The sequence below is a fragment of the Nonomuraea sp. NPDC050227 genome (genome assembly GCF_044459705.1).
Taxonomy (GTDB): domain Bacteria; phylum Actinomycetota; class Actinomycetes; order Streptosporangiales; family Streptosporangiaceae; genus Nonomuraea.
Map to the genome: position 1 here is coordinate 118,603 of NZ_JBITJF010000001.1, position 25,435 is coordinate 144,037.

Sequence of the window (25,435 nt, forward strand, 5' to 3'; positions counted from 1 at the left end):
CGTCAGCTCCTCACCACGCCCTTGACCAGGTCATTGCCTGCCCTTGCGCCAGTCAAGGCGTGGCGGTGGTGGCCCGAGGTTGGGTGGCGGCTCCTCGCCCTCGTCCTTCGCCTCCAGGGCCAGCACGGCCTCGCGCACCTCCTCCAGGTCGCCGAGCGTGGTCTTGGGGAAGGTGAGGATGGCCGGGTTGGCGTCGGCCAGCCGCACCCGCCTGCCCTCGGCGGTCGCGTCGGTGACGATCACGGACGTCGTGGGGAGCTGCTGGAGCTGGTGCGGCTCGACCAGGAACTCGCGCGACCGGTGGAGCACGCGCTCGGTCTCGGAGATCTTGTCGGCCGTCCGGCCCCACTCGGTGGACTCGGTGATGTCCTCGACCAGGTCGGCGTGGCCGTCGCCGCGGTCGTGGCGGGCGTCGTCCACCTGGGAGATGGTGGAGGTGTAGCCGCCGTCGAGGCCCGGCAGGGCGTCGCTGATCGTCTCGGTGAGCTGGGCCAGCTCCAGCCGGTGCTCGGTGCCGACGTGCTCGCTGGCGACCCGGGCGTCCTCGGCGTTGCCGAGGCGCATGAACGCCACGGCCGCGTGGCCGCGCCCCAGCCGCTCCTTCACGGTGGGGGTCAGGCTCCGGTACGTCAGCACCAGCCCGGTACGCGAGGTCTCGCACGCGTCCATGAGCCGGTCGAGCACGTCGCCGCGGAGCTTGTCGGCGCCGGCCACGATGATCGTGTGGTACCAGGGCCGGTCGGAGGCGGGCGACTGGCGCAGGATGTGGGTGAGCGCGGTGGCCACGTACGTGCCGAGCACCCGGTTGCCGAACACGCCGGCCTGCCGGTCCATGCTCACCACGCGCAGCCGGGCGGGCGGCAGCCGCACCGCCTGGGTGCCGAGCGTCTCCAGCTTGCGCAGCTGCGACTCAAGGGCCCAGGCGCGCTCGATCACCACCCGGTCGCTCACGCCGCGGCCGAACAGCGTGCCGATGCGTTCGAGCTGGGTCGCGGTGATCAGGCCGAAGCGCAGGTCGTCCCGCGGGTCGCCGACCTGCGCCAGGGCCCGCAGGGCGGCGGTGACCTGGCTGATGGTGGCGTTCTCGCCGAGCACTTCGAGCACCCGTTCCAGGATGGCGTTGTCGAAGCTGAGGTCGCGGGTGGTGCGGTGCTCCTCGCTCACGCTCACCACGTGGGCCAGCACGTCGGCGAACGCCTCCGGCTTGAGCGTGGCCCCGAGGTCGAGCTTCGGCAGGTCGACCGGCAGCACCCAGACCAGCGGGTCGTCGCCGCCCTTGCGGGCCAGCTCGATCAGGTCTTTGGCGATCGCGCCCTCCGACAGGTCGAGCACGGTCAGGTGGCCGCCGCTGTAGAGCCGGGTGGCGCCGAGCAGCGTGATCAGCGCGGACCAGCCGGGCAGCGTGCCGCCGGCCACGTCGATGCGGTCGATCTCGTCGGGGACGGCGACGGCGTACCAGGTGAGCTGGCGTTCGTGGCGCTCCTTCGACTCCTGCCAGTCGCGGTAGCGCCGGGCGTGCTCCTCCTGGGCGCGGAACAGCTCCTTGTCACGTTCCTGACGTTGCCGGTCGTCCCTGGCCTGCTGTTCGAGCACTCGGTAGCGGACCGCCCGGTCGCCCTGGAGCAGGGCGTAGGTGCAGATGCCCGCCACGCCGCCGGCCGCGACCAGCCCGAGGAGCGCGAACGACCATCCCAGGTAGCCGCTGACCGCGGCCACGAGGATCAGCGCGGACATGGTCAGGCTGATGGCCCGGATGACGCGTACGGGCCGGTTGAGCATGTCCTCCTGGAGCCGCTCGCGGCGCAGCGCCTCGGCCGCCGCCCGGCCGGACGACTCCGCGTCCGGCGCAGGTTCCTTCTCGGGCGAGGGACGCTTGGGCGGCGGCCCCGGGTCGGGATGCAGCAGGATGTACTGCCACCCCAGGTAGATGCGGTCCGCCTGGAGCTGGGCATGCTCGGGATGCACGTCCGCCACGTGACCCTCCGGCCGCGATATGTCGTTAGTTGCAGGGGCCAGCCCTTTTCCGCTCCGTGACAGCGTATGAGCTTCCACCCCCGTAGCGGCAGGGTTCGCGGCAATTCCCCCCGCCAGAAGGGACCATTGCGGCAGATGGGGCAACCGTGACCTATTACCATCCATACCCATGACGGAACCCTCCGGCGACAGCAGGCCGAGACGCCCGGTGGCGGTGCCCATCCTGGCTCTCGTGGCGGTCACGGCCGTCGGCATCACGGCCTTGCTGGGCGGGCTGAACGAGGCCCCCGACAAGGGCCCCGACCTGCTCGGCCAGGGCGCGACGCTCGACCAGGGCCGTTACTCCACGCGTTTCGTCGAGTCGCGGGTCAAGGTCGAGCGGGCCAAGACGCAGTTCGACGAGGACAAGCGGTTCGTGGAGCTGGTCTTCGAAGTCACCAACAAGGGGGACGAGACCTCCAGTGTCGGCCTGCCCCCCGACCCCGCGCAGCCGGACAAGGCGTGGCTCGGCTCGTCCTTCGCCGACTCGCTGGTCGCCATCAGCCCCAAGTTCTCCAAGGAGTCGGGGCCCTTCGTCTACGCCCTGGACAAGGGCGACGAGACCCGGCAGCTCCACCCCGGCGTGACCAGCCAGGTCCTCGTCCGGTACCGGCTCGGCGCGACCGAACGGCCGCCGGACAAGATCACGTTCGACGTGGCCACCTTCGAGTACGTCCCCGGCTTCCAGGACGAGCGGCTGCAGTGGCAGATGGTCGCCAAGGAGAAGGACGACAAGTTCTACCCCGAGGTGAAGGCCCGCGTGACGCTGCCGGTCAAGGCGGGTGAGGGGGCATGACCGCCACCCAGCCGCGTTCCTCCGCCGTCCCCGAGCGCCCCGAGCGGCCCGGCCGCCGCGCCGGACGCGGGCCGGGCGGCGGCTCCAAAGTGCTCAACGCCTGCGCCGGGCTGCTGCTGGCGGCCGCCGCCGTCGGGCTGCAGACGTTCCACCTGACCGCCAACGAGGCGAGCGCCAGGGTGACCTACACGGGCGCCAAGGGCCAGGACGTGGACGCCAGGCGGTTCACCGTCCGGCTCGACTCGTTCCTGGCCGCCAAGACGATCCAGAACAGCGACGAGACCATCACGACGGACAACCTGTTCCTCGTCGTCAACGCCTCGGCCAGGTCGAGCCTCAAGCCGTACCACCTGGGGCAGCCGCAGCTGCTGACCGCGGACGGCAAGAAGTTCCAGGCCACCGACCGCGTGGCGAGCACTCTGACGCTGGCGAACACCTGGGTCCAGCCCGACATCTGGGTCAGCGGGCGGTTCTTCTTCGAGGTTCCTCCATCGGCGCTGCCGGGGGCGCGGGTGGTCTTCGGGCTGCCGGCCGAGATGCTGGTGGAGCCGTTCCAGCCGGAGGTCGAGATCGACCTCGGGCTCGACGAGGAGGCCGCGCGCAAGCTCGCGGCCTCGCCGCAGGCCGTCTACTCCACCGTCAAGAAGTGATCGCACTGTGAGCACGAACGAGCGCGACTGGTTCGCCCCCAGGAACGACCACCACTCCGAGGACCCCGCCCCGGCCCCCTCGGCCTTCCCGCCTCCCCCGGCGCCCGTGACCCCGCCGGGGGCTCCGGCCTTCCCTCCACCCGAGACGGAGCAGCCGCCCCCGGCGGGGCCGATGCCGCCTGCGCCGCAGACGCCGCTGCCCGCCCGGCCCAGACGCCGGCGTACGGGCTCGCCGCGCGACCGCGCCACCCCGCCGCCGACCCGTCCCACGCCGCCTCCCGGCTACGGCCCCGCCCCCTCGGGCCCCGTTCCCTCCGGCCACGCGGCTCCCCCGGCCGGCCCCGCGGGGGCGCCTCCCGGTCACGACGCGCGGCCTCCCGGCCGTGGCGGCGCGCAGCAGCCCGGCCCTGGGCTGCCCGGCGGGCCCGGGCGGGGGCGGTTCGTGCATCCGGACCAGCAGGTGTGGCCGCCGGCCCCCCGCGAGTCCTCAGGAGGCAGCACCCAGCCTCTGCCCGCCATCCGGCCCGGCATGGCCATGCCGTCCCCCCAGCGCCCCCCGGCCGCGGCCGCCGTACCGCCCGTGGAGCAGCCGCCGGCGGCCCCGCAGGACGCCCGGCCGCCCAGGCGCGGCCGGCTGATCCTGGTCGCCGTGGGCGCCGCCGTGGCCTCCGTCCTCGCCATGGGCCTCAACACCTACGACGGCTACCGCTTCTACGACACGACCATCACCGACGGCATCAAGATCAACGAGGTCGCCGTCGCTCCCGGCCAGTCGGGGAAGGTCCACGACATCGAGTGGCGGGCCGCCCTGAAGGCCGTCCAGGCCCCCGAGGGCAGCAAGCACGGCCCCGAGGTCACCTGGCTGAAGGTGGACATCACCCAGAAGCTCCTCGACGAGTCCAGCGCCACCATGACCGCCCCGCCGGACAGGGCCAAGCTGGAGGACCGCGCCGGCCGGACCTGGACGGTGGAGTTCACCCCGGGCGACCGTCCGACGGACCGGCTGGAGCTGGGCAAGGAGTACAAGTTCGAGGGCATGGCGATCGTCCCGGCGCCGGTCGCGGACGAGGTCGAGCTCTCCTTCAGGGTCAGCGACTACCGCTCCGACACCCCGACGGCGGACTACTTCAAACGGGAGAAGGCCGGCAAGCCGGAGGCGGACGTGCTGCGGTTCACACGTCGCTGAGCGGCTCGCCCTTGAGCCGGGCCCGCGTGGCGGCCAGGTCGTACGTGGCCGCCAGCAGCGCCATGGTGAGCACGGTCACGACCAGCCCGCGCACGAACGTCACGGGCCCCTGCTTGTACGCCCACACCCACTCGGCCTGCGAGCCGACGAGCGTCACCACGGCGCGCTCGGCGTACTCGGCGCCCACGGTGAGGGCGACGTAGCTCAGGCACATCATGCCGAACAGCGGCGCGCCGCCCTTGGCGATCATCCGCAGCGAGTTGGCCAGCGGCAGCCAGCGGTCCCGGAAGCCGCCGGTCAGCTGGTCGAACGACCTCTTGGTGAGGTCGTGGCTGTCCTCCAGCCGGTCCACGCCCCGTTCGAACCGGGTGCCCTTGACCAGGCTGCGGGTCTCGTCGGAGTAGGCGCCGAACACCAGCATCGCCACGGTCAGCCAGGCCAGCGGGACGGCGACGCCGCCGATGAAGAACGGCCAGAAGTCGCTCACCGCGTCCGTGACCGTCTTCCACAGCGGCACGCTCTTCTCCGCCTGCTCCAGCAGGTCGTTGGTGCCGGCGACCACGCTGCGGTGCTCCACCCAGTCCGAGCGCAGCCCGGCGATGGCGACGGTGGCGTTCAGTCCGTAGAAGACGAAGGCGAACTCGGAGAAGGCGGCGCCGAAGCCGTACAGCTTGCCCTTGCCCTGCTCCACGAGCTTGGCGAACAGCCACTTCAGGCCGAACAGCACGACCATCGCGCCCAGCGAGACCCGCCAGTCGAGGTCGGTGAGGCCCTTGCCGACGTGGGTCTCCTCGCCGAACCAGGCCGCCGACTGCATGTCGTAGAAGTGGTGGTTCAGGTCCATCTGCTGGAGGGCGCGGGCGTCCTCCACGTGCCAGCCCCACGACAGGTAGAGCACCGCGAAGGCGGGCGCCACCCGGTCCAGCACCCGGAAGAAGCGCTCGTCCTCGACGCCCTCCTCCCGCCTCGCGCGCATCTCCCACAGCGCGCCGCGCAGGGTGTAGAGCATGCCCGTGGTGACCGTCATCGCCGCGAGGACGATCAGGGTCAGGAAGGTGACCGTGCCCACCAGCCGGAGCTGTCGCAGGTCGCCGTAGGCGAGCTCGGTGGCGGCGTACAGCAGGACGAAGCGCACGACCTGGCCCGCCGCGTACCAGAGGATCAGCGGCAGCGCGCAGCTCCCCGCGAGGCGCAGCGCGTGCAGGGGCAGCGAGTACGGCGACGGCATCCGCTGAGCCGGCGTAGGCCCAGGTCGGGGCGGCGCCATCACACCTGTCGATCCGGACATCTGCTGAATCGTAGCGGTCTGTCCCTTACGCCGCAGCCGCAACCCGTGGACAGCCTGTGGCCGGCGTGTCTCCAGGCCACTCCTGAGCAGTGGCAAATCCGGGAAACGACGATTCGGCCCCCGAGAGGCGGTCACACCGGACGAGCCTTGCGGCACGATGGCGTCATGGAGCCGCTGCCCGCGTTCGACCAGGACCCCGCCGTCGTCGGTGACCGGCTGCGACGGCTGCGCCAGGCGCGCGGAGTCTCGCTGTCCGAGCTCGCCAAGCGGGCGGGCATCGGGAAGGCCACGCTGTCCGGCGTGGAGACCGGCACCCGCAACCCCACGCTGGAGACGCTCTGGGCGATCACCGCGCAGCTCGGCGTGCCCATCGGGGCGATACTCGACTCGCCGCCCGAGCCGCGGACCATGCGCGGCGCCGCCATCGAGGCCGACCTGCTGGAGGTCTTCGAGGACGACAGCGTCACCTACGAGCTCTACCGCGTCCGCGTGCCCCCGGGCGTCACCCAGACCTCGCCCGCCCACCACAAGGGGGTGAGCGAGCACGTCACGGTCTTCACCGGCACGCTCAGCGCCGGCCCGATCCACGAGCCGCTCACGGCCGGGCCGGGCGACCACATCTCCTGGCTCTCCGACGTCCCCCACGGATACCGCGCGCACGGCCCCGACGTCGTGCGCGCCACCCTCCTGATGCGCTACCCGACCAAGCCCTCCGCCTGAGCGGGCCGGCAGGTGCGGCACGGCCGGTAGCCGGCCGCCCTGGCCTGAGCGACGCTGCGGAAGCCGTGCCGGTGCGCGGGGGTGATCCGGCGGGCGTTGTGGCAGGTCGGGAAGCACACCACGCCGGTGGTGTCGCTGGCCAGGTAGAACACCCGCTCCCCGGCCAGCGCGCGCACCCGGTCCAGGTCGACGCCCTCGGCCAGCAGCAGCCGTTCCTTGGCCGCCGAGCCGAACACGTAGTCGCCGCTCACGCCGTCGGACCTGACGACCCGGTGGCACGGCACGAGCAGCGGCACCGGGTTGGTGCCGAGCGCCGTCCCCACCGCGCGTACGGCCCGCGGCCGCCCGATCTGCTCGGCCACCCACGAGTACGGCCTGACCTCGCCCCTCGGGATCGTCCTGACCGCGTCGAGCACGTCACGCTGGAAGCCGCTGACGCCGCGCAGGTCCAGCGGCACCTTGCCCAGACGGCCGGTGCGCAGCGCGGGAACCAGCCCCGCGGGCGGCCGGTCGGCGGCCAGCAGCGGCCGGCCGAACCGTTTCCTGAACGAGGCGGCGAAGTCGTCGCCGGCGTGCACGTAGGCCACGCCCTGGTCGGTGAAGGCCACCCGCAGCTCGCCGATCGGCGCGGGCACGCTCACCCAGCGGGCGGCGATCCGGTCGAGCAGTCCGGCGGGGGCGTCGGTGGCCAGCGCGGCCAGCCCGGCCAGCAGTGAATCGTCGTTCATCGGGCACCTCCCAGTTCGCGCAGCCGCCGCAGCCCTCGCGACACGTGCGACTTGACCGTGCCCTGCGGAATCCTGAGCACGGTGGCGATCTCGCTGACCGGCAGGTCGACGACGTGCCTGAGCACCACGGCGGCCCGCTGTTCCTCGGGCAGCAGACCGAGCAGCTCCGACAGCTCGTCGCCGGTCTCCCTGCGGACCGCCGCCTCCTCGACGTCCTGGGCGGGGTCCGGCTCGTCCACGGGCTCGTCACGCAGGTCGGGTGGCGGTTTGCGGGATTTGGCCCTGGCGCAGTTGCGCCAGATGTTCATGAGGATCGTCATCAGCCAGGCCCGCGGCTGCAGCGCGGCCACGCGGTCGGGCTCGTAGCCGGCCAGTGCCCGGTACGCCCGCAGGAACGCCTCGGCGGTGAGGTCCTCGGCGTCGGCCCAGCGCCCGCTCAGCCGCAGCGCGGTCGAGAAGACCAGGCCGCGGTGGGCGGCGTACAGCTCGGCGAAGCCCTCGTCGAGGTCGTCGAGGAGCGCCTTGCGCACCGGGTCGAGACAGTCGGTTCCACTCACGCCCTCTACAACACCGCCGCGCCGGGTTTCGTTGCGCCCGCCCGGAACGGGAACGGGGCCCGTGTCCGGTGTGGACACGGGCCCCGTCTCGGCGCTGTCTGGGCTCAGACGGCGACCGCGAGCTGGGAGACCTCACCCAGCCGGGCCTCCACCTGAACGTCGCGGGTGACGCCGCCGCCCGCGATGATGCGGACGGTCCAGTCGCCGGGCGCGGCGAAGAAGCGGAAGACACCGTCGTCGGAGACGACGACCTCACCGGTGAACTCGCCGGAGTGGTCGAGCAACCGCGCGTAGGCGGTGGTGGCGCCCGTCACCACGCCCTGGATGACGGCCTGGTTGGACAGATCGATCCCGGCCGGCAGCGCGATGGTCTGCTCCGGCGCTCCGCAACCCTGTGCAGTGGTCATCAGCGGGCCTCCCCCAGCTCGATCGGCACGCCCACGAGCGAGCCGTATTCCGTCCACGAACCGTCGTAGTTCTTCACGTTGCCCTGGTCGAGGAGCTCGTGCAGCACGAACCAGGTGTGCGCCGAGCGCTCGCCGATGCGGCAGTAGGCGATGGTGTCCTTGCCGAAGTCGACGCCGGCCTCGCCGTAGAGGGCGCGCAGCGCGTCGTCGGACTTGAAGGTGCCGTCGTCGTTCGCGGCCTTGGACCACGGGATGTTGCGGGCGGTGGGCACGTGGCCGCCGCGCTGGGCCTGCTCCTGCGGGAGGTGGGCCGGGGCGAGCAGCTTGCCGGTGAACTCGTCGGGCGAGCGCACGTCGACCAGGTTGAGCTTGCCGATCGCGGAGACCACGTCGTCGCGGAAGGCGCGGATCGCGGTGTCCTGCTCCTGGGCGACGTACTGGGTCTTGGCGCGCTCGGGCACGTCGCGGACCAGCTCGCGGGAGTCGAGCTCCCACTTCTTGCGCCCGCCGTCGAGCAGCTTGACGTCCTGGTGGCCGTAGAGCTTGAAGTACCAGTACGCGTAGGCCGCGAACCAGTTGTTGTTGCCGCCGTAGAGCACGACGGTGTCATCGTTGGAAATGCCGCGGTCCGACAGCAGGGCCTCGAAACCGGTCTTGTCCACGAAGTCGCGGCGGACCGGGTCCTGCAGGTCCTGCCGCCAGTCGACCTTCACGGCGCCACGGATGTGGCCCTTGTCATAGGCGCTGACGTCTTCGTCGACCTCGACGAGTACGACGTTGGGCGTGTCGAGGTTGGCCTCGACCCAGTCGGCGTCCACCAGGGCGGCGGAGCGGCTCATTGGGAAACCTCCATTTTGGCGGCGGGCAGTAGACGGCGAATGAGCAGGTACGTTTCGCAGCCGAGGCAGAATCCGAAGGCTGCGTTGAGGAAGGCGGCGAGGAGAGCCGCGGCCGTGGCCCCGAGGGCCAGCGGCGTGATCCCGGTGACGAACCCGGCCAGCCCCGCGACCGCGAAGAGCAGCCCCACCCCCTGCGCGAACCGCGGCGGGCGAGCGTCTTCGGTCTCCTTCGGAGCGCTCCTGACGAGCGCCTTGAAGAGCATCGTGTACGGCGAGCGGCGCGCGACTCCCAGCGCGAAGACCACCGCCTGGACGGCGAGCAGCCACGCGCTCCCCGTCACGAGGACGAGAGCGAGGACCAAGGTGGTGACGGCCGCGCCGAAGCGCAGCGCTCTGGGATCAGCACGCATCGCAGGATGCTCCTGAAGGGGTCGGATGGGGCGGACCAGATGTCCGCGGTGACCGTCCTCAGGCAGCGCGACAGAGCGCGGTGGCTACGCGGCAGAAATCAACCGCGCGCCGCTTCGTGAGCAGCTCTGTCGACGGGTTCATAGCGACGACCCTACTCGTCGTCTCGCCATCTGTCACATCTCGTCCGAGTTCTGAGACAGTTCGTGAGACGGCCGTGACTCCCCGGAGGGGATCGCGACCGCCAGCGCGGCCAGCACGTCGGCCTTCCGTGGCTGGCCAGAGGCCTTTTTGACCACGTTGCCTGACGGATCCAGCACAAACACGGTGGGCGTGCGCATGACGTCGAACCGCCGCACCAGGTCGAGCCGGGACTCGGCGTCGATCTCCACGTGCGCCACCCCGGGCACGAGCGCGCTCACCTCGGCCAGCACCCGCCTGGTCGCCCGGCAGGGCTGGCAGAACGCGGTCGAGAACTGCACCAGCGTGGCCCGCTCGCCCATGGCGGCGCCCAGCATGTCCGCGGTCAGCCGCTCCCCGGCCGCCGCGCGCACCCGTCCGTCGCGGCGCAGACGTACCACCCCGATCACCGTGCCGAGCGCCAGCGTCGCCAGCGCGATCCACAGACCCGTCACCTCAGGTGCCAACCACGGGCGGCCGCGATTACTTCCTGGCCGGGCCGGCGACGTCCACCAGGACGCGTCCCCGCCGGTCGACGACCTCGAAGCGGTCGATGCGCCGCATGAGCACCGGCGTCGCCATCTGGAAGACGGTCTCCTCGCGGTAGCTCTCGCGGCTGACGGTCCAGCTCCCGACGACCTCGCGCCGCCCCCTGTCGTCGTAGACGGCCAGGCTGCAGGCGGTGCCGACCGGCACGTTCCGCACGGTCACCAGCAGCTCGGTGCGCCCGTCGGCGGGCAGGGCGTAGACCGTGGCGTAGTAGTCCTTGGCCCGGTTCTCGCCCTTGAACGCCCGGCCGTCGCCGGTGGTGCTCAGGGCCGTCGTGGGCATCGTGCTCGGCGTCGGCAGGGCCTTCCTGAGCTGGGCGTCGGGCGCGGCGTCGCTGGCGACGAAGCCCTCGGTCTCCGGCGACTTCGCGGCCGCCGAGGACTGGGGGGCGGGCGCGGGCGCGGCCGCGGTCTGCTGCGTGACGTCCTGCCGGGTGACGCTCCAGACCGTGCCGCCGACGGCGATCACCGCGACGGAGGCGGCCACGGCCAGCATGACCCGGCCACGCCGGTGGCGCCGGGCGCGGGCGTTGAGCAGCCGGTCGAGCACCTGACGCGGCGGGCTGGCCACCAGCTCGACGTCGCGCTCGGACACCTTGCCGAGGAAGGCGGCGACGCCTTCGAGTTCGAGCAGCTCGGCGCCGCAGGTCTCGCAGGTGGCCAGGTGGTTGTCGATCTCCAGCGCCTCGTCGGGTTCGAGCGCGCCCAAGGCGTGCGCCCCCATGGCGATGCGCACTTCTTCGCAGGTCGTCACGGCGCCAGCCCCCGCTCTTCGAGCGCCAGCTTGAGCGCGCGCAGCGCGTAGTAGGTGCGCGACTTGACCGTGCCTGGCGGTATGCCCAGCGTCGCCGACGCCTCCTTCACCGATCGCCCCCGGTAGTAGACCTCCAGCAGCACCTCGCGGTGCTCGGGCCGCAGCGCGGCCAGCGCCTCGGCCACGGCCCACGACTCGACCGCCCGTTCCAGCTCGTCGTCGGCCGGCAGGACCGCGAGGGCCTCGTCGCCGGTCTCCTGCGGCCGGGCCTTCTTGGCGCGGTGCTGGTCGACCACGAGGTTACGCGCCACTGTGAACAGCCAGGCCCGGATGGGACGGCCGGAGAGCGCGTCGGGGTGCCGCCAGGCCCGCAGCAGCGTCTCCTGCACCACGTCCTCCGCACGTCCGGAATCACCGGTGAGTCGCAGCACGTACCCGTAGAGTGGCCCGGCGTGCTCGTCGAAGAGGGTGCGTACGAGCTCCTCGTCCGCGGTGCCTGCTGCGCTCACGCCCTCATCACGTACGGGGGGCCGCAGCGGTTCAGGCTCATCCACGGATCGGCACGTCAGACGCTTCGGCCGAGAACTCCAATCCGTCGGCCACGCTCTTGACCCCGGTGATCTTCACGTCGAAGGGCAGGCCGCCCTTGAACGGGATCGTGTAGGTGACGAAGTGGGCGAGCTGGTCGGGCACGCCCTGGATCTTCTCCGCCTGGAGCCTGATGGCGCCGTCGGCCACGTCGACCCGCATCTCCGCGGTGAACTGCACCTTCTGCACCCCCACCGTCACCTCTCCCGACGCCACGAGCCGCCGCCCGTTGCCGCTGATCTTGATGCCCCGGGGCGCGTGCTTGTCGATCGTGGCCCGGGTGAGCTCGCCGCTCACGGTGACCCGCCCGGCCCGGACGTCGGCACGGTTCTGCAGCACGTCGGACAGCGGGGCGGTCACGTCGTAGGCGACGCCGCGCAGGTTCTTCACCGGCACGCCTCCGTAGGTGAGGGTGCCGAGATCGAACCGTACCTCGGGATAGTGCCCCGAGACGGCCTGAGTGAGAAACGGGATGCCCTCGATCGTCACCTTGGGGGTGTCGCTGAGGTTGGTGGCGGCGGCGATCCGGTTGGACAGGTCACGCTCCACCCCGGCCACCGCGACGCGGTCGACCACGACGAAGAGGACGACCAGCACGATCAGAAAGATGATCAGCTTGCGCATGGGGCTCCCTGTCGTCGGCGGGGGTGTCGAGCCTATCGATCCGGCGGTCTCCTTCCCCGCCGGAGCCGTCGATCACCCGCCGGCGAAGGGCGGCAGCACCTCCACCGTGACGCCCTCGCCGAGCACCACCGTGTCGTGGGCGCGCCGGCCCACGGGGGCGCCGTCGACGAGGAACGACGAACGGCCGACCACCCGGGCGAGCTCGGCCCGGTCCTGTGTGATTTTGGTCATCAGTTCGTCAAGAGTCGCCGCTTCGAACGACTCTTCCGCGACTCCGGCGGCCTCCTTGGCCGCCGCCCAATAACGTACTTTTCCTGTGGCCATGCGTTGCCTCACAATCGCCTTCGGTCTATTGTGCGACGCCCTTAACACGCTTGTTTCAAAGGGCCCGCTGTTCACCTGGTGGACGCGCAATGGACGCGACTAAGCCGTGGGATATCCTCGCGTACAGGACCTGGGCGACGTCGCCTCCGGGTCCTTGTGTGTTAGAGGAGGCCGTGATGAGCAACCTGCTGCTGCTGACCAACGCCCTCGAGCCGTCCTCCGAGGTGCTGCCGGCGCTGGGGTTGCTGCTCCACTCCGTGCGGGTCTCGCCGGCCGAGGCGTCGGCGCTCATCGACACGCCGCCCGCCGACGCCGTCGTCGTCGACGCGCGCAAGGAGCTCGTGCAGGCCAAGAGCCTGTGCCGGTTGATCCGCACCACGGGCATCGACTGCCCGCTGCTGGTGGTGGTGACCGAGGGCGGCCTGGCCGCGATGACCGCCGAGTGGGGGGTCGACGACGTGCTGCTGGAGACCGCCGGCCCCGCCGAGGTGGAGGCGCGGCTGCGCATGGCGACCGGGCGCAGGTCGCAGGCCACCGCCGAGGACGTCCCCGACGAGATCCGCAGCGGCGACCTGTCGATCGACGAGGCCACCTACACCGCGCGGCTGCGCGGGAACGTGCTCGACCTGACGTTCAAGGAGTTCGAGCTGCTGAAGTACCTGGCCCAGCACCCCGGCCGGGTCTTCACCCGCGCCCAGCTCCTGCAGGAGGTCTGGGGCTACGACTACTTCGGCGGCACCAGGACGGTCGACGTGCACGTCCGGCGGCTGCGCGCCAAGCTCGGCACCGAGAACGAGTCGCTGATCGGGACCGTCCGCAACGTCGGCTACCGGTTCGTGCCCGACCGGAGCGATTCGGCGCACGTGTGATCCGTTGACCCGTGTTCGCCTGATGTGACACTTTGTCGTTGGGACTGTTTCCAACCTGTCATGTCGAGGACACCGCCGTCCCCAAGATTGGTGGTGGTGGCGGCGTGGGTCTGTTCAGGTCGCTCGTGGACGAGGGCACGAGCCTCCGTCTCTTCCGCCGCGGCGAGCTGATCTGCTCGCCGGTGCGCCCGGTCAACCGCGTCCACCTGATCGACCACGGGTACGCCCGCGAGCACGTCCCCGGCGGCGACCGGGAGGTCGTGCACGACCTGCGCGGCCCCGGCGACCTGGTGGGCGAGCTGGCCTTCTGGAGCCCGGGCGAGCGCGTCAAGGTGGACGCCCTGACCGACGTCCGGGCCTGGCCCATCGACCTGCGGCGGTTACGCGAGCACGCCTCGGCGGGTCCGGCCGTGGCGACCGCGCTCGTCCAGGAGCTGTTCGCCAGGAACCTGGCGGCCCGCAGGCACGAGGCGCTGGCCCGGGCCCCGGTCGCGGCCCGCCTGGCCGTGTGGCTGCTGCACCTGGACGAGCGGTACGAGCTGGCCTCCCCCGCCGCGCCGCCGCTGTCCGGGGACACGCTGGCCGACCTCGTGGGCAGCGCGCCCGACGTCGTGCAGCGGCAGCTCACGCAGTGGGTCAGGCGCGGCTGGCTGGTGCGGCTGGGGTACCGGAGGCTGCGGATCGCCGACCCGGTGGCGCTGCGCGAGGCCGCGGGGGCCTGGGAGCACCTGTCCGAGCCGTGGCGCGGCCGGGTGACGCCGTTCCTGACGCGGCCGGGCGCGCAGGCCGGGCCGCTGCCGGTCGGCGAGCTGCCGAAGCCGCGCCAGCTGCCCGCCGACGTGTCCGACTTCACCGGCCGCCAGCAGAGCCTCGACCTGCTCACGGCCTGGCTGGACCGGCCGCGGCGGACGAACACCATGGTCGTGCAGGGCCTGACCGGCGTGGGCAAGACCGCGCTGGTGACGCACTGGGGCCACCTGCACGCCGACCGGTTCCCCGACGGCCAGATCATGATCGACCTGCGCGGCCACTCGCCGACCCAGCCGCCGATGAGCTCGGCCGAGGCGCTCGGGCAGATCCTGCGCTCGCTCGGCGTCGGCGAGCACATGCCGGCCTCCGACGAGGCCGAGCTGATGCTGCTCTACCGCAGCAGGATCGCCGGGCGCAGGCTGCTGCTCGTCCTGGACAACGCGGCCGACCCGGCCCAGGTGCGGGCGCTGCTGCCGGGCGGCAAGGACTGCGTGGTGCTGGTGACCAGCAGGACGCGGATGGCGCCGCTGCGCGCCACCGGGCACGCCGACCTCATGGACCTGTCGGTGCTCGACCCGGGCAACGCGGTGGCGCTGCTGGTGTCGGTGCTCGGCGAGGGCTCGCCGCGGGCCGCCGACCGGGACGCGCTGGCCGAGCTGGCCCGGGTGTGCTCGTACCATCCGTACGCGTTGCGGATCTCAGCGGCCAAGCTGGCCGAGGACCCGGGGCTGAGCGTGCGGGCGCGGGCGGCCGAGCTGCGTACGCCGGACCGGCCGCTGGCCGGGGACCCGGAGGAGGCGTTCAGGTCGGCGCTGGACCTGGCGTACGAGTCGCTGAGCCCCGCGCAGCGGCGGGCCTTCCGGCACGTCGGGCTGCTTCCCGGGCGGGACTTCGCGCCGGAGGTGCTGGCGGCGGCGCTGGGCGTGCCGGTGGGCGAGGCGGTCGCGGCGGTGGAGGGGCTGCACCGGGCGTACCTGGTCGAGCCGCTGCCGGGGTCGCGGTACCGGGTGCACGACCTGGTCAAGTGGCAGGCCAGGGAGCTGGGCAGGCACGCCGAGGCGGGGGTGCGCGAGGCCAGGGTGCGGCTGCTCGACCACTACCTGGCGGTCGCGACCGGTCCGGACACGCCGCGCGAGTGGTTCGAGGCCGAGCGGCGGTCGCTGGTCTCGGCGGTGCGGCTGGCCGAGGAGAGCGGGGCGTACGGGATGGCCTGGCAGCTCGCCGAGGCGGTGTTCGAGCCGTTCAGGCGGCTGCGGTACTACGAGAACAACCTGGAGGTGCAGCAGGCCGGGCTGACCTCGGCCATCCAGGTGGGCGACCGGCGGGCCGTCGCGCTCATGCGCAGCCACCTCGGCTCGATCCACCGCGACATCGGGCCGTCCACGCTGGCGGCCAGGTTCATCGGCGAGGCGCTGGCCGACTTCACCTCGCTGGGCGACCGCGCGGGGCTGGCCCGCGCGCTCAACGACCTGGCCGAGGTGCACGGCATCGCGGGCAACAGGGACGAGGCGTTGCGCCGCGCGGGCGAGGCGCTGGAGGTGCACCGGGAGATCGGAGACCTGCCCGGCGTGGCGAAGTGCCTGCACACGCTCGCCCGGCTGCACCTGTCGCAGGAGCGCAACGATCTGGCGCTCCGGTACGCCGGCCAGGCGCGGCGCGTACGGGAGGAGCTGGGCGACCGCAGGGGCGCCGCGCAGAGCATGATCATCTCGGCCCGGGTGCGGCGGAGCCTGGGCGAGCCCGACGCGGCGCTGTCGGAGGGCCTGGAGGCGCTGTCGATCTGCCACGAGCTGGGCGACGAGCACGCCGAGGCCGAGACGCTGCTCTGCCTGGCCGAGATCTACGACCAGCTCGGGCTGCAGCAGGACGCCCGCCGCGACGCCGAACGCGCCCTGGCCGGGTACACGGCCACCGGTGACCAGCACGGGTGCGGGCGGGCGCTGTGCGCGCTGGGCCGCATCGCGCGCAACGGCTCGCGCTACGACGAGGCGCTGGCCTGCTACGAGCAGGCGCTCGCGGTGCAGGTCGAGCTCCACCACGAGCAGGGCAAGGCCGAGACGCTCGGCGACATCGGGGTGGTGCACTGGCGGCTGTCGGACTACCTGCGCGCCGACGACTACCTCAACCAGGCGCTCGTCATCAGCCGGGTGATCCGCGACGAGCCCGTCGAGGCCCGCATGCTCAACCGGCTGGCCCGGGTGCGCCGCCGCCAGGGCCTGCCCCAGGTGGCCTTCGTGTACGCGCTGGAGGCGCTGGACCTGGTCCAGGGGCTGGGCAACCGGCGAGCCGAGGCCGACGTGCAGGAGACGCTGACCTACACGTACCTGTCGCTCGGGCGGCACGAGCCGGCGGTGCGGGCGGCGCGGGCCTCGCTGGCGATCCGGGAGGAGACGGGCGACAGCAGGGCCAGCGCGCTGCTGTCGATCGCGCACGCGCTCCACGCGGCGGGCGAGCCCGCGGCGGCCCTGGAGTACGCCGTGGAGACCGTCGAGCTGCAGCACGTGACCGGCACCAGGGACCGGTGGGGGGCGGCGCTCACGACGCTGGCCATGGTGCTGCTCGACCTGGACCGGGCCGAGGAGGCGCTGGTCCACGCCAAGCAGGCCAGGGACGTGCACCTGGAGTGCGGGACGCGGCGCGACCTGGGATGCGCGCTGAGGGCGCTCGGCCTGATCACCGCCAGGCTCGGGGACCGCGAGGCGGCGGTGGCCCATCTGGCCGAGGCGGTGCGCACGCTGGACGAGGTGGGGGACGTCTTCGAGGGCCGGCGGGCGGCGCAGGAGCTGCGGGAGCTCTCCTGAAAGACCGCTAAAAGTCGGGAAATCTCGAAAGTGAGGTCGCAGATCTTCTCCGCGCCTTCTCGTTAGCTGGTGCCACCAGCGACGACACGGAGGTGATCCGGATGCTCAAGCACCAGATGCGTCGAGACCTGCAGTCACTCAAGCGACAGGCGCGCAGGGATCGGCGGGTCACGCTCGGCCTGCTGGCCGGGGTGCTGGCGGCCTGGACCCGTCAGCTCTCGCCGGGTGACCCGCCGGCGGGGCCGGGGGTGCTGCTCGCCCTGTCCGTAGGGCTGCTCACCGCGTCGGGGGCGGCCTGGCTGATGGCGGCCTACTTCGCGGCACGGGCGGTCAGGCCGCGGTCCGAACCGGTGGAGGTGCTGGTCTGGGTGGCGCGGGTGAGCAGGAGCAAGGAGTGGGCGTTCTGCTCGCTGGCCGCGTACGTGGCCTGGCACCTGCTCCAGTTCGTCTCCGCGCTGCTCCTGGCCTGAACGGGGGCGCGGCGGGCCGTCACCTTCGCGGTGGCGTCCCGCCGTCTTCGCGCCACGCGCCGACGGCCGCCCTGATCAGCGGCGCGTAGCCGGCTTCGAGGTCGTCGGGCAGCCGGTCGACGGGGAAGAAGCGCAGGTCGCTGTGCTCCTCGCTGACACGCGGCTCGACCGGCCCGGTCGGGCCAGCCGCCGGGCAGCTCCCAGGCGTTCCTGGGGTTCCTGCAGAGCGGGACGCCCTCGTCGGTCAGGACCACGCCCTTGATCGAGGCGTGCATGAAATACCAGCCGGTCTCCGCGTCGATCACGAGGGGATCATGACACGGTCCGCGGGCCCGCGGGCGGAACCCGGGGGAAGGCGGGCCGATGGCGGCCGCTTCCGGGGTAGGGGAAGGCAGGGCAATGGGGGCCGGGGGGGTCGGGGTCAGGGGAAGGCGGACCGGTGGGGGCCGGTGTCGGGGTCGAACTCGTGGCGGATCCTGGCGCAGTCGTCGAGCAGGGCGCCGTACAGGGGCCACAGGGGGCCCTTGGGCGGGGAGCCGGCCAGCTCGGCGGCCAGGTGGCGCTGCTGGTGCTCGCCCTCGCGCAGGGCCGCGCACAGGTTCGCCATGTCCCTGGACGCGGCCTTGCCCACCTGGATCAGGCCGAAGTCGCGGAAGATGCGCGACAGCGCGCGCAGCTCGCCGGCCAGGGGCTCGGGCAGGTCGGCGGCCTTCTCGCCGGGCAGGCCGCGGGCGCCGGCGACCAGGTCCACCAGCCCGCGCGCGATGCTCCTGAGCTGGTGCCCGGCGTGGTCGAGGCAGGTCGCGGCCTCGGCCGACTGGCGCAGCCGCCGGTCGTAGCGGCGGCGCCGGCGGAAGGTCAGGCGCACGGACTCGGCCGCCTGGTCGGCGGTGTCCTTGGTCTCCTCCAGGCGCTGGGACAGCTCGCGGGCGCGGTCGAGCCAGTCGCGTGCCATGTCCTCCGTCCAGTGGCCGCTCAGCCCGTCGGCCATGTCCTGGGCCAGGTCGGCCAGCTCGGCCGACATGTCGCACAACTCCCTGGCGGCGTGCTCGACGAAGCGCGGCGGCAGGATGAGCAGGTTCGCCGCGATGCCGATGGCCGCGCCGAGCAGGACGTCGGCCAGGCGCGCGAAGCCGTACGTGCGGCCGAGCGAGAGCACCAGCAGGGCGGTGATCGGGATCTGCACGTTCTGGGCCGGCAGGTTGAGCAGCCGGGTCAGCACGAGCCCGGCCGCCACCAGCAGGCCCAGCGTCAGCGCGTTGACGCCCATCAGCCAGATCACCCCCGACGCCGCCGCCACCCCGACCACGACCGCCCCGACCTGCTGGAACCCGCGGACGACCGTGCTGTAGGCGGTGGCCGAGACCGTGAGCAGCACCCCGATCGGCACCAGCACGGGCAGCGGCACCTTCAACGCGAACGTGGCGAGCCACCACCCGAACACGCAGGCCAGCGTCACCTTGACCGTCTGGGTGAACGCCTCCCGCTCGGCCCCCAGCCACTTCCGGAACCCCTGGGCGCGCAGGCGCGCGAGCCCGGCCGCCGCGCCCGAGACGATCCGCCCGAGCGGCGCGCCGGCGCTCTGCTGCTTGCGCCCCGGCTCCTTGTCCATACTCCCAGGTCAATGCCCATTCGAGCGGTGGATAGAGGTCGCCGTGCCTGGGTAGCGGCAAGGTTGTGGCGCAGCGGGGCAGCGCGCCCGTCGGAGGTGAAGCATGACCGGCGACCTGGTCGTCCCTGACGCCGCCCGGGGGGTGGTGGTGTTCGCGCACGGCAGCGGCAGCGGCCGGCTCAGCCCGCGCAACCGGTACGTGGCCGAGGTGCTGAACAAGGCCGGCCTGGGGACGCTGCTGTTCGACCTGCTCACGCCCGAGGAGGAGGCCGACCGGGCCAACGTGTTCGACATCGCGCTGCTGGCCGGACGGCTGCTGGAGCGTACGGAGGAGCTGCGCGGGCACGAGGAGGCCGCGGGGCTGCCGATCGGCTACTTCGGCGCGAGCACGGGCGCGGCGGCGGCGCTGTGGGCGGCGGCCGAGCCGGACAACCGGATCGCGGCGATCGTCTCCCGCGGCGGGCGGCCCGACCTGGCCGGGAAGCGGCTGGCCGCGGTGCGCGCGCCCACGCTGCTCATCGTCGGCGGCCGGGACCCGATCGTGATCGACCTGAACGAGGAGGCGCAGCGGCACCTGAGCGCCGAGCACCGCCTGACCGTCGTGCCCGGCGCCACCCACCTGTTCGAGGAGCCGGGCGCGCTGGAGAGCGTCGCCGGACACGCCCGCGACTGGTTCACCACGTACTTCAACGCGCCGTGACCGGTACGGCCTTCAACGGCCCCTGATGGGCGCGGCTTACAACGGCCCGCGATCGGTGCGGCCTTCAACGGCCCGTGACGGGTGCGGGTTTCAACGGCCCGCGATCGGTGCGGCGCCCTTCGCCTCGGCGAGCAGGCGCGCGTAGACCTCGGGGTCGGTGGTCTCGCAGCCCAGGCGGTGACCGGTCAGCTCGCCGTGGTCGTCGCTCGACCCGGTCACTTCGAGGCCGAGCCCGGCGGCGAGGCGGCGCAGGTGGGCGCGGGCCTCGTCGTCGTGGTCGAGGTGGTCGGCCTCCACGCCGAAGAGCCCGGCCGCGGCCAGCTCGGCGATCCACTCGTCGGGCACCGCCTCGCCGCGCCGGACCGCCTTAGGATGGGCCAGCACGGGCACCCCGCCGGCCGACCGCACCAGGCGCACCGCGCGTACGGGGTCGAGGGCGTAGCGGGTGACGTGCGCGCGGCCGCCGGCGCCGATCCACTCGGGCGTGAACGCCTCCTCCGGCGCGGCCACGGCCCCCGCGGCGACCATGGCGCGGGCGATGTGCGGCCGTCCGACCGGGCTGTCGCCGGCCACCGCGGCCACCTGCTCCCAGGTGATCGGCACGCCGAGCTCGACCAGCCGCTCGACGGTCAGCCTGCCGCGTTCCTCGCGGGCCCGGCGGATGCGTTCGCACTCGGCCAGCAGCTCGGGGTCGGCCGGGTCGAAGAGGTAGGCGAGCAGGTGGATGCTCTGCCCGGCCCGCCGGCACGACAGCTCCATGCCCGGCACCAGCGTCAGGCCCTCGGGCAGCGCCTCGACGGCCGCGCGGTGCCCGGCGACGGTGTCGTGGTCGGTCAGCGCGAGCACGTCGAGGCCGCGCTCGCGGGCGCGGCGCACCACGTCGGCCGGCGGCTGCGTGCCGTCGGAGGCGGTGCTGTGGCTGTGCAGGTCGATGCGCATCGCTCGATGGTAGGCGGTCACACCTGCACGGTCGCGAGGATGCGGCCGTCCAGGGTCTCGATGGTGAAGTGGTTGAGGTCGTCCTGGGTCAGGCTGGTGCCGCCGTGCAGCAGCAGGGGGTCGGGGGCGCCCGGGACGCCGTACCCCTTGTCGGGCACGCCCCAGCTCGCCACGGTCTCCGAGCGGCCGTCGTCGCCGAAGGCCACCAGCCGGCACTTCAGCGGCCCCTTGACGCCCTTGAGCTCCAGCGCCACGTGGGTGCCCCAGCCCTTGTCCTCGACGCCCACCACGCCGGACACGCCGGTCGCGGGGTCGTTGACCGGGTAGGTGCGGCCGGTCATGAGCAGGGCGCGGGCTGGGCTGTGCACGCTGTCGGGGTTGGGGCCCGAGGTCGCCGCGTTGACGGCGAGGAAGACGCCGGTCGCGACGAGGAAGCACGCGGCGGCCGACATGAGCCCCCGGTGGAGGGTGCGGCGGCGGCGCTCCACGGCGGCCCGGCGCACCAGCAGCGACTCGACCGGGGAGTCCAGTTCTGCATCGACCGGTCCGGCGCGCAGGTCGTCGGGGTCGACGTCGCGCATCAGCTCCCCCATGGCCGCGAACGCGCCGACCTCGCCGGCGCAGCTCGGGCAGCCGTGCAGGTGGCGTTCGAAGGCGTTGCGCTCGTCGTCGTCCAGCAGGCCCAGCGCGTACGCCGCCACGTCCTCGTGGTGCACTTCGTTCACGGGAGCCCCACCCCCCTTTCCTCCAATGCGATGCGTAACGCCCGCATCGCGTAGTACACGCGGGACTTCACCGTGCCCACGGGCACGCCGATCGTCTCCGCGGCCTCCTGCAGTGTGCGATCGCGCAGGAAGGTCTCCGTGAGCACCTGGCGGTGCGCCGGCGACAACGAGAGCATGGCGTCGGTCACCACGATCTCGCGCAGCAGGCGGTCGTCCTCGGCGGCCACGGCGTTCGCCCGTTCCGGGACCTCCTCCACGGTGTCGAGGGGACGCGTGCCGGCCCGGCGCCGGTCGTCGATCACGACCCGGCGGGCCACGGTGGCCAGCCAGGGCATCAACGAGCCGTTGTCGGTCCGCAGGTCCCCCAGGTTGCGCCAGGCGCGTACCAGCGTCTCCTGGACGACGTCCTCCGCCCAGCGCCGGTCGCCGCCCGTCAGCCGCACGGCGAAGGCCATCAGCGGGGACCCGTATTCGCGGTACAGGGCCCGCACCATGGCCTCGTCGGTCACACGATGATTCACGCGGCGACTCCTCGCGCTGCGTACATCATGAAATGTCGCCCGGATAACTACTGATATTGAATTATTGCCCTAGCACGGGCGAGGAACAAGATACGGGATTTGCATCAATCCCCCCACCTGTTGATTCATCGATAAAAAGCTGATCATTCCCCCGAAGACGCACGCCCGTGCCGACCCGCCGCTCGCGGCCGTACCTCCGAACGCGCCTCCGGACGTGCCGGCTCGTGCGGACCGGCCCATGCCTCGGCCTCGCGCAGCAGGTCGCGCACCGAGGCGTGCCGGGCGGAGGCCGCGTGCCCGAGCAGGACGCGCACCAGCTCGATCGCCGTCGGCCGGGCGGCCGGGTCCGGCCGGCGGCACCGGTCGACCAGGCCGCGCAGCGGGGCCGGCAGCCGGCCGAGGTCGTCGCCGCCCCCGGCGTGCCCGCCCCCGGCCTGCCCGGCCCCGGCGTGCCCGGCGGCGTGCCCGCCCCCGGCGGGCCCGGCGGCGGCGAAGACGATCACGTCGGCCCACTCGCGCACGTCGGCCGGCGGCAGGTCGCTGCTCCGCGGGCCGGGCGCGAACGACGCCTCGCCGAGCGGCCCGACCAGCACGTTGTGCGGCCCGAGCCGCAGCCCCGCGATCCCGGTCAGATGCAGCCTGGCCATGGTGGCGGCCGTGCCCAGCGCGAGCCGGTGCAGCGCCTCCCCCTCGTACGGCCCCGCCGCCGCGACCACGTCGGCCAGCGGCTCACCCATGCCCAGGTAGTCGCGCGGCCGAAGGGCCAGCCCGCCACCCCATCCCTGACTGTCCATCGCCGTCCTCCGGCTCGGTGCTCGTCGTCAGGGTGTACGCCGTCCCGCGCGGGCCGGGTTCAACGGCTCCCATGCGGAAAACTCATGGAACGGCTGTGAAGAACTCGTAGCTGTGACCGTTCGGGTCGCGCACGTAGACGCCCCTGCCGCCGCCCAGGTCGTTGGTCCGCCGGTCCCAGCCGTTCCAGGGGCCCGAGCCGTACTCGACGTCCAGGTCGGCGGCGAGCCGGGCCAGGAGCGCGTCGAAGGCGTCGTCGTCCAGCAGGAAGGCGTAGTGGCCGGGCTGGGCGTGGTGGCGGTCGTCGAAGTCGAGGGTGGTGTCGTCGTTGATCCGTACGGGCGTGAACGGCCCCGACGGCGCGCCCGCCTCCAGGCCCAGCAGCCCGGCGAGGAAGGCCGCCGCCAGGTCCTTGTCGGCGGCGGGGACGATCAGGTGGTCGAGCGTGATGCCCATGGCGCTCTCCTCTCAATTGCATGCGATACGCATACAATATCCGCATAGACTGACCCCGTGAACGACGACTTCTCCGCCGACGGCGGCCCCGCGCTCTTCCGGCTGGTCCGTTTCTGGTCGCGCCGCTGGGCCGGGCAGGCGGTCGGCGAGCTGGGTCAGGTCCAGCACGTCCTGCTCCTGGAGGCGGTGCGCAGCTCCCCCGGCGAGGCGGACGTCGCCGGCGTGGCCCACCAGCTCGGCCTCGACCATTCGGGCGCCAGCCGCATGGTCAAGGACGCCGTCGCCGCCGGCCATCTCGTCCGCGAGACCAGCGAGCACGACCGGCGCCGGGCCGCGCTGCGGGTCACCGGCAGCGGCGAGGCCCTGCTGGCCGCCGCCCGGCAATGGCAGCGGCACGTCTTCGACGACCTGACCGCGTCCTGGGACGAGGCGGACCGGCGGCGGTTCGGCGCCTACCTCGGCCGCCTGGCCGACGACGTGGGCGCCTGACATTTCGGTCGCAAATTTAGATGAGATCAGCTCATGTTCGGTCTTGCCGGGACCCTTCCGGCGGTGGATGCTTGCGGCGACCCCGGTACCGCAGCCTGGGAGGTGGTCCCGTGTTCCACCGTCTCATCCGCCGGGCGGCCGCAGCCGTCCTTCTCCTGACCGGCGCGCTGGTCGCGCCGTCCGTCCCGACCGCCGCCGCGCACGCCGCCGCCGCCGTGAGCGGCTTCGTGGACGGCCACAGCCACCTGTTCTCGTACGAGACGTTCGGCGGCATGCTCATGTGCGGCAAGCCGTTCGACCCCGACGGCATCGAGCACGCGCTGACCGACTGCCCCGACCACTACCCGAACGGCGAGCTGGCCTGGTACGAGAACTTCACCAGGACCGGCAAGCCCACCGGCACCCACGACCCGGTGGGCTGGCCCACCTTCCGCGACTGGCCGGCCAACGACTCGCTGACCCACCAGCAGGCGTACTACACCTGGGTCGAGCGCGCCTGGCGCGGCGGGCTGCGGGTGCTGGTCAACGACCTGGTGGCCAACCGGCAGCTGTGCGCGATCTACCCGCTGAAGAAGTACTCCTGCGACGAGATGACGTCCATCCGCCTGCAGGCCCAGCGGGCCCGCGAGCTGCAGGACCACATCGACGCCGAGTCGGGCGGCCCCGGGCGCGGCTGGTTCCGCCTCGTGAACGACCCCGCCGAGGCCAGGAGCGTGGCCGCGGCCGGCAAGCTGGCCGTCGTCCTCGGGATCGAGACGTCGGAGCCGTTCGGCTGCCGGCAGATCCTCGGCATCCCGCAGTGCACGAAGTCCCAGATCGACCGGGGCCTGGACGAGATGTACGCGCTCGGCGTGCGCAGCATGTTCGTCTGCCACAAGTACGACAACGCGCTGTGCGGCGTGCGCTTCGACTCCGGCACCCAGGGCGCGATCGTCAACGTCGGCAACCTGCTGTCCACCGGCTCGTTCTGGCAGGCCCGCACCTGCACAGGACCCGAGCACGACAACACCATCGACCCGGCCGGCGTGCTGCCCGACCAGATCGCGCGGCTGCTGCCGCCGGGCGTCTCGCTGCCGCTGTACCCGCCGGCGCCCCACTGCAACACCCGGGGGCTGACCTCGCTCGGCACGTACATGGTCCAGGGCCTGATCCGGCGCGGCATGATGGTGGAGATCGACCACATGAGCGTGAAGGCCGCGGCCCAGACGCTCGGCCTGCTGGAGGCGGCCCGCTACCCCGGCGTGATCTCCTCCCACAGCTGGGCCGATCCCGGCTTCTTCAGCCGGATCTACGCCCTCGGCGGCATGATCACCCAGTACGGCCACAACTCCCCCGACTTCGTCGCGGAGTGGCGGCGCACCGCGCCGCTGCGGCAGCAGTACAACGTGCCCGGATACGGCTACGGCCTGGACGTCAACGGCATGGGCCGCCTGCCCGCCCCGCGCGCGGGCAACGCCGCGAACCCGGTGACGTACCCGTTCACGTCCTTCGACGGGAGCGTGCGCCTCGACCGCCAGCGCACCGGGCAGCGGGTCTGGGACGTCAACGTCGACGGCGTGGCCAACTACGGCCTGGTCCCCGACTGGATCGAGGACATGCGCCTGCTCGCCGGTCAGGACATCGTCCGTGACCTGGCGAGCGGCGCGGAATCGTACCTGCGGACCTGGGAGGCGACCGCCGCGCGGCGACTGCCCTGAGGCG

The 25,435-nt window shown here is 72.7% G+C and carries 28 protein-coding genes; 10 read left to right on the plus strand and 18 right to left on the minus strand.

What is annotated here, in order from left to right; translation table 11 throughout:
- Positions 1 to 30: 30 nt before the first annotated feature.
- The gene (locus tag ACIBK9_RS00705) at positions 31 to 1,974 is read right to left on the minus strand and encodes a hypothetical protein (RefSeq protein WP_358289355.1); all 1,944 of its coding nucleotides are present in this window, start codon (positions 1,972 to 1,974) and stop codon (positions 31 to 33) included.
- Between the two features lie 169 nt (positions 1,975 to 2,143).
- Between ACIBK9_RS00705 and ACIBK9_RS00710 the strand changes: the two genes are divergently transcribed.
- From ACIBK9_RS00710 to ACIBK9_RS00720, 3 genes are read left to right on the plus strand one after another with little or no spacing between them, the layout of a single operon-like run.
- Positions 2,144 to 2,809, plus strand: coding sequence for a hypothetical protein (locus ACIBK9_RS00710; protein WP_387679392.1), 666 nt, complete (start codon positions 2,144 to 2,146; stop codon positions 2,807 to 2,809).
- Positions 2,806 to 3,459 (plus strand): hypothetical protein, encoded by a 654-nt coding sequence (locus ACIBK9_RS00715; protein ID WP_397154100.1) that lies wholly within the window; start codon positions 2,806 to 2,808, stop codon positions 3,457 to 3,459. Before ACIBK9_RS00710 ends, ACIBK9_RS00715 begins: the two co-directional genes overlap by 4 nt.
- 7 nt (positions 3,460 to 3,466) lie before the next feature.
- On the plus strand, positions 3,467 to 4,645 hold the full coding sequence (locus ACIBK9_RS00720) for a hypothetical protein (protein WP_397154101.1): 1,179 nt from the start codon (positions 3,467 to 3,469) through the stop codon (positions 4,643 to 4,645).
- Here ACIBK9_RS00720 and ACIBK9_RS00725 read toward each other — a convergent pair.
- Positions 4,632 to 5,873, minus strand: a complete 1,242-nt coding sequence (locus ACIBK9_RS00725; protein WP_397154103.1) for a hypothetical protein — start codon at positions 5,871 to 5,873, stop codon at positions 4,632 to 4,634. The genes ACIBK9_RS00720 and ACIBK9_RS00725 overlap by 14 nt on opposite strands.
- Before the next feature lie 225 nt (positions 5,874 to 6,098).
- On the opposite strand from ACIBK9_RS00725, the gene ACIBK9_RS00730 reads away from it, so the two are divergent.
- Positions 6,099 to 6,653, plus strand: a complete 555-nt coding sequence (locus ACIBK9_RS00730; protein ID WP_387679403.1) for a helix-turn-helix domain-containing protein — start codon at positions 6,099 to 6,101, stop codon at positions 6,651 to 6,653.
- On the opposite strand, the gene ACIBK9_RS00735 is transcribed toward ACIBK9_RS00730, so the two are convergent.
- The 10 genes from ACIBK9_RS00735 to ACIBK9_RS00780 form a co-directional block, all read right to left on the minus strand.
- Positions 6,629 to 7,381: a methylated-DNA--[protein]-cysteine S-methyltransferase gene (locus ACIBK9_RS00735; protein WP_397154105.1), complete on the minus strand. Its 753-nt coding sequence runs from the start codon at positions 7,379 to 7,381 to the stop codon at positions 6,629 to 6,631. The genes ACIBK9_RS00730 and ACIBK9_RS00735 overlap by 25 nt on opposite strands.
- Complete coding sequence (locus ACIBK9_RS00740) at positions 7,378 to 7,938, minus strand: RNA polymerase sigma factor (protein ID WP_397154107.1); 561 nt, start codon at positions 7,936 to 7,938, stop codon at positions 7,378 to 7,380. The genes ACIBK9_RS00735 and ACIBK9_RS00740 overlap by 4 nt, the downstream gene beginning before the upstream one ends.
- Before the next feature lie 104 nt (positions 7,939 to 8,042).
- Positions 8,043 to 8,345 (minus strand): DUF1416 domain-containing protein, encoded by a 303-nt coding sequence (locus tag ACIBK9_RS00745; protein ID WP_357706203.1) that lies wholly within the window; start codon positions 8,343 to 8,345, stop codon positions 8,043 to 8,045.
- Positions 8,345 to 9,184, minus strand: coding sequence for a sulfurtransferase (locus ACIBK9_RS00750; RefSeq protein ID WP_358289377.1), 840 nt, complete (start codon positions 9,182 to 9,184; stop codon positions 8,345 to 8,347). Before ACIBK9_RS00750 ends, ACIBK9_RS00745 begins: the two co-directional genes overlap by 1 nt.
- Positions 9,181 to 9,594 carry a DUF4395 domain-containing protein gene (locus ACIBK9_RS00755; protein ID WP_397154110.1) on the minus strand — a complete coding sequence of 138 codons (414 nt, stop codon included), beginning with the start codon at positions 9,592 to 9,594 and terminating at the stop codon, positions 9,181 to 9,183. Before ACIBK9_RS00755 ends, ACIBK9_RS00750 begins: the two co-directional genes overlap by 4 nt.
- Positions 9,595 to 9,768: 174 nt before the next feature.
- On the minus strand, positions 9,769 to 10,227 hold the full coding sequence (locus ACIBK9_RS00760) for a thioredoxin family protein (RefSeq protein ID WP_358289383.1): 459 nt from the start codon (positions 10,225 to 10,227) through the stop codon (positions 9,769 to 9,771).
- Between the two features lie 28 nt (positions 10,228 to 10,255).
- Positions 10,256 to 11,074: an anti-sigma factor family protein gene (locus tag ACIBK9_RS00765; RefSeq protein ID WP_397154112.1), complete on the minus strand. Its 819-nt coding sequence runs from the start codon at positions 11,072 to 11,074 to the stop codon at positions 10,256 to 10,258.
- Positions 11,071 to 11,583 carry a sigma-70 family RNA polymerase sigma factor gene (locus tag ACIBK9_RS00770; protein WP_125643242.1) on the minus strand — a complete coding sequence of 171 codons (513 nt, stop codon included), beginning with the start codon at positions 11,581 to 11,583 and terminating at the stop codon, positions 11,071 to 11,073. Before ACIBK9_RS00770 ends, ACIBK9_RS00765 begins: the two co-directional genes overlap by 4 nt.
- 37 nt (positions 11,584 to 11,620) lie before the next feature.
- The gene (locus ACIBK9_RS00775) at positions 11,621 to 12,286 is read right to left on the minus strand and encodes a DUF2993 domain-containing protein (RefSeq protein WP_397154114.1); all 666 of its coding nucleotides are present in this window, start codon (positions 12,284 to 12,286) and stop codon (positions 11,621 to 11,623) included.
- A gap of 72 nt (positions 12,287 to 12,358) precedes the next feature.
- Positions 12,359 to 12,610, minus strand: coding sequence for a MoaD/ThiS family protein (locus tag ACIBK9_RS00780; RefSeq protein ID WP_358289389.1), 252 nt, complete (start codon positions 12,608 to 12,610; stop codon positions 12,359 to 12,361).
- Positions 12,611 to 12,786: 176 nt separating this feature from the next.
- On the opposite strand from ACIBK9_RS00780, the gene ACIBK9_RS00785 reads away from it, so the two are divergent.
- The 3 genes from ACIBK9_RS00785 to ACIBK9_RS00795 all read left to right on the plus strand — a co-directional run bounded on the left by ACIBK9_RS00785 (position 12,787) and on the right by ACIBK9_RS00795 (position 17,500).
- A complete protein-coding gene (locus ACIBK9_RS00785; RefSeq protein ID WP_397154116.1) occupies positions 12,787 to 13,479 on the plus strand; it encodes a winged-helix domain-containing protein in 693 nt (230 codons plus the stop codon).
- Between the two features lie 104 nt (positions 13,480 to 13,583).
- Positions 13,584 to 17,030, plus strand: a complete 3,447-nt coding sequence (locus ACIBK9_RS00790; protein WP_397154118.1) for a tetratricopeptide repeat protein — start codon at positions 13,584 to 13,586, stop codon at positions 17,028 to 17,030.
- Between the two features lie 101 nt (positions 17,031 to 17,131).
- Positions 17,132 to 17,500, plus strand: a complete 369-nt coding sequence (locus ACIBK9_RS00795) for a hypothetical protein (protein WP_387679428.1) — start codon at positions 17,132 to 17,134, stop codon at positions 17,498 to 17,500.
- A 421-nt stretch (positions 17,501 to 17,921) separates the two neighbouring features.
- Here the strand turns inward: ACIBK9_RS00795 and ACIBK9_RS00800 are convergent, their stop codons facing one another.
- On the minus strand, positions 17,922 to 19,112 hold the full coding sequence (locus ACIBK9_RS00800; protein ID WP_397154120.1) for an aromatic acid exporter family protein: 1,191 nt from the start codon (positions 19,110 to 19,112) through the stop codon (positions 17,922 to 17,924).
- Positions 19,113 to 19,215: 103 nt separating this feature from the next.
- On the opposite strand from ACIBK9_RS00800, the gene ACIBK9_RS00805 reads away from it, so the two are divergent.
- On the plus strand, positions 19,216 to 19,812 hold the full coding sequence (locus tag ACIBK9_RS00805) for an alpha/beta hydrolase (RefSeq protein WP_358289401.1): 597 nt from the start codon (positions 19,216 to 19,218) through the stop codon (positions 19,810 to 19,812).
- Positions 19,813 to 19,902: 90 nt separating this feature from the next.
- On the opposite strand, the gene ACIBK9_RS00810 is transcribed toward ACIBK9_RS00805, so the two are convergent.
- The 5 genes from ACIBK9_RS00810 to ACIBK9_RS00830 all read right to left on the minus strand — a co-directional run bounded on the left by ACIBK9_RS00810 (position 19,903) and on the right by ACIBK9_RS00830 (position 23,245).
- Positions 19,903 to 20,751, minus strand: coding sequence for a PHP domain-containing protein (locus ACIBK9_RS00810; RefSeq protein WP_397154123.1), 849 nt, complete (start codon positions 20,749 to 20,751; stop codon positions 19,903 to 19,905).
- A gap of 17 nt (positions 20,752 to 20,768) precedes the next feature.
- On the minus strand, positions 20,769 to 21,476 hold the full coding sequence (locus ACIBK9_RS00815; RefSeq protein WP_358289406.1) for a zf-HC2 domain-containing protein: 708 nt from the start codon (positions 21,474 to 21,476) through the stop codon (positions 20,769 to 20,771).
- Positions 21,473 to 21,967: a sigma-70 family RNA polymerase sigma factor gene (locus tag ACIBK9_RS00820; RefSeq protein WP_352355860.1), complete on the minus strand. Its 495-nt coding sequence runs from the start codon at positions 21,965 to 21,967 to the stop codon at positions 21,473 to 21,475. The genes ACIBK9_RS00815 and ACIBK9_RS00820 overlap by 4 nt, the downstream gene beginning before the upstream one ends.
- A 173-nt stretch (positions 21,968 to 22,140) precedes the next feature.
- Complete coding sequence (locus ACIBK9_RS00825; RefSeq protein ID WP_397154125.1) at positions 22,141 to 22,791, minus strand: hypothetical protein; 651 nt, start codon at positions 22,789 to 22,791, stop codon at positions 22,141 to 22,143.
- An 82-nt stretch (positions 22,792 to 22,873) separates the two neighbouring features.
- Positions 22,874 to 23,245 (minus strand): VOC family protein, encoded by a 372-nt coding sequence (locus ACIBK9_RS00830; RefSeq protein ID WP_397154127.1) that lies wholly within the window; start codon positions 23,243 to 23,245, stop codon positions 22,874 to 22,876.
- A 57-nt stretch (positions 23,246 to 23,302) separates the two neighbouring features.
- Here ACIBK9_RS00830 and ACIBK9_RS00835 point away from each other — a divergent pair, with 57 nt between their 5' ends.
- Positions 23,303 to 23,734, plus strand: a complete 432-nt coding sequence (locus ACIBK9_RS00835; RefSeq protein ID WP_397154129.1) for a MarR family winged helix-turn-helix transcriptional regulator — start codon at positions 23,303 to 23,305, stop codon at positions 23,732 to 23,734.
- A gap of 110 nt (positions 23,735 to 23,844) precedes the next feature.
- Complete coding sequence (locus ACIBK9_RS00840) at positions 23,845 to 25,431, plus strand: Coagulation factor 5/8 type domain-containing protein (RefSeq protein WP_358289412.1); 1,587 nt, start codon at positions 23,845 to 23,847, stop codon at positions 25,429 to 25,431.
- Positions 25,432 to 25,435: the final 4 nt, after the last annotated feature.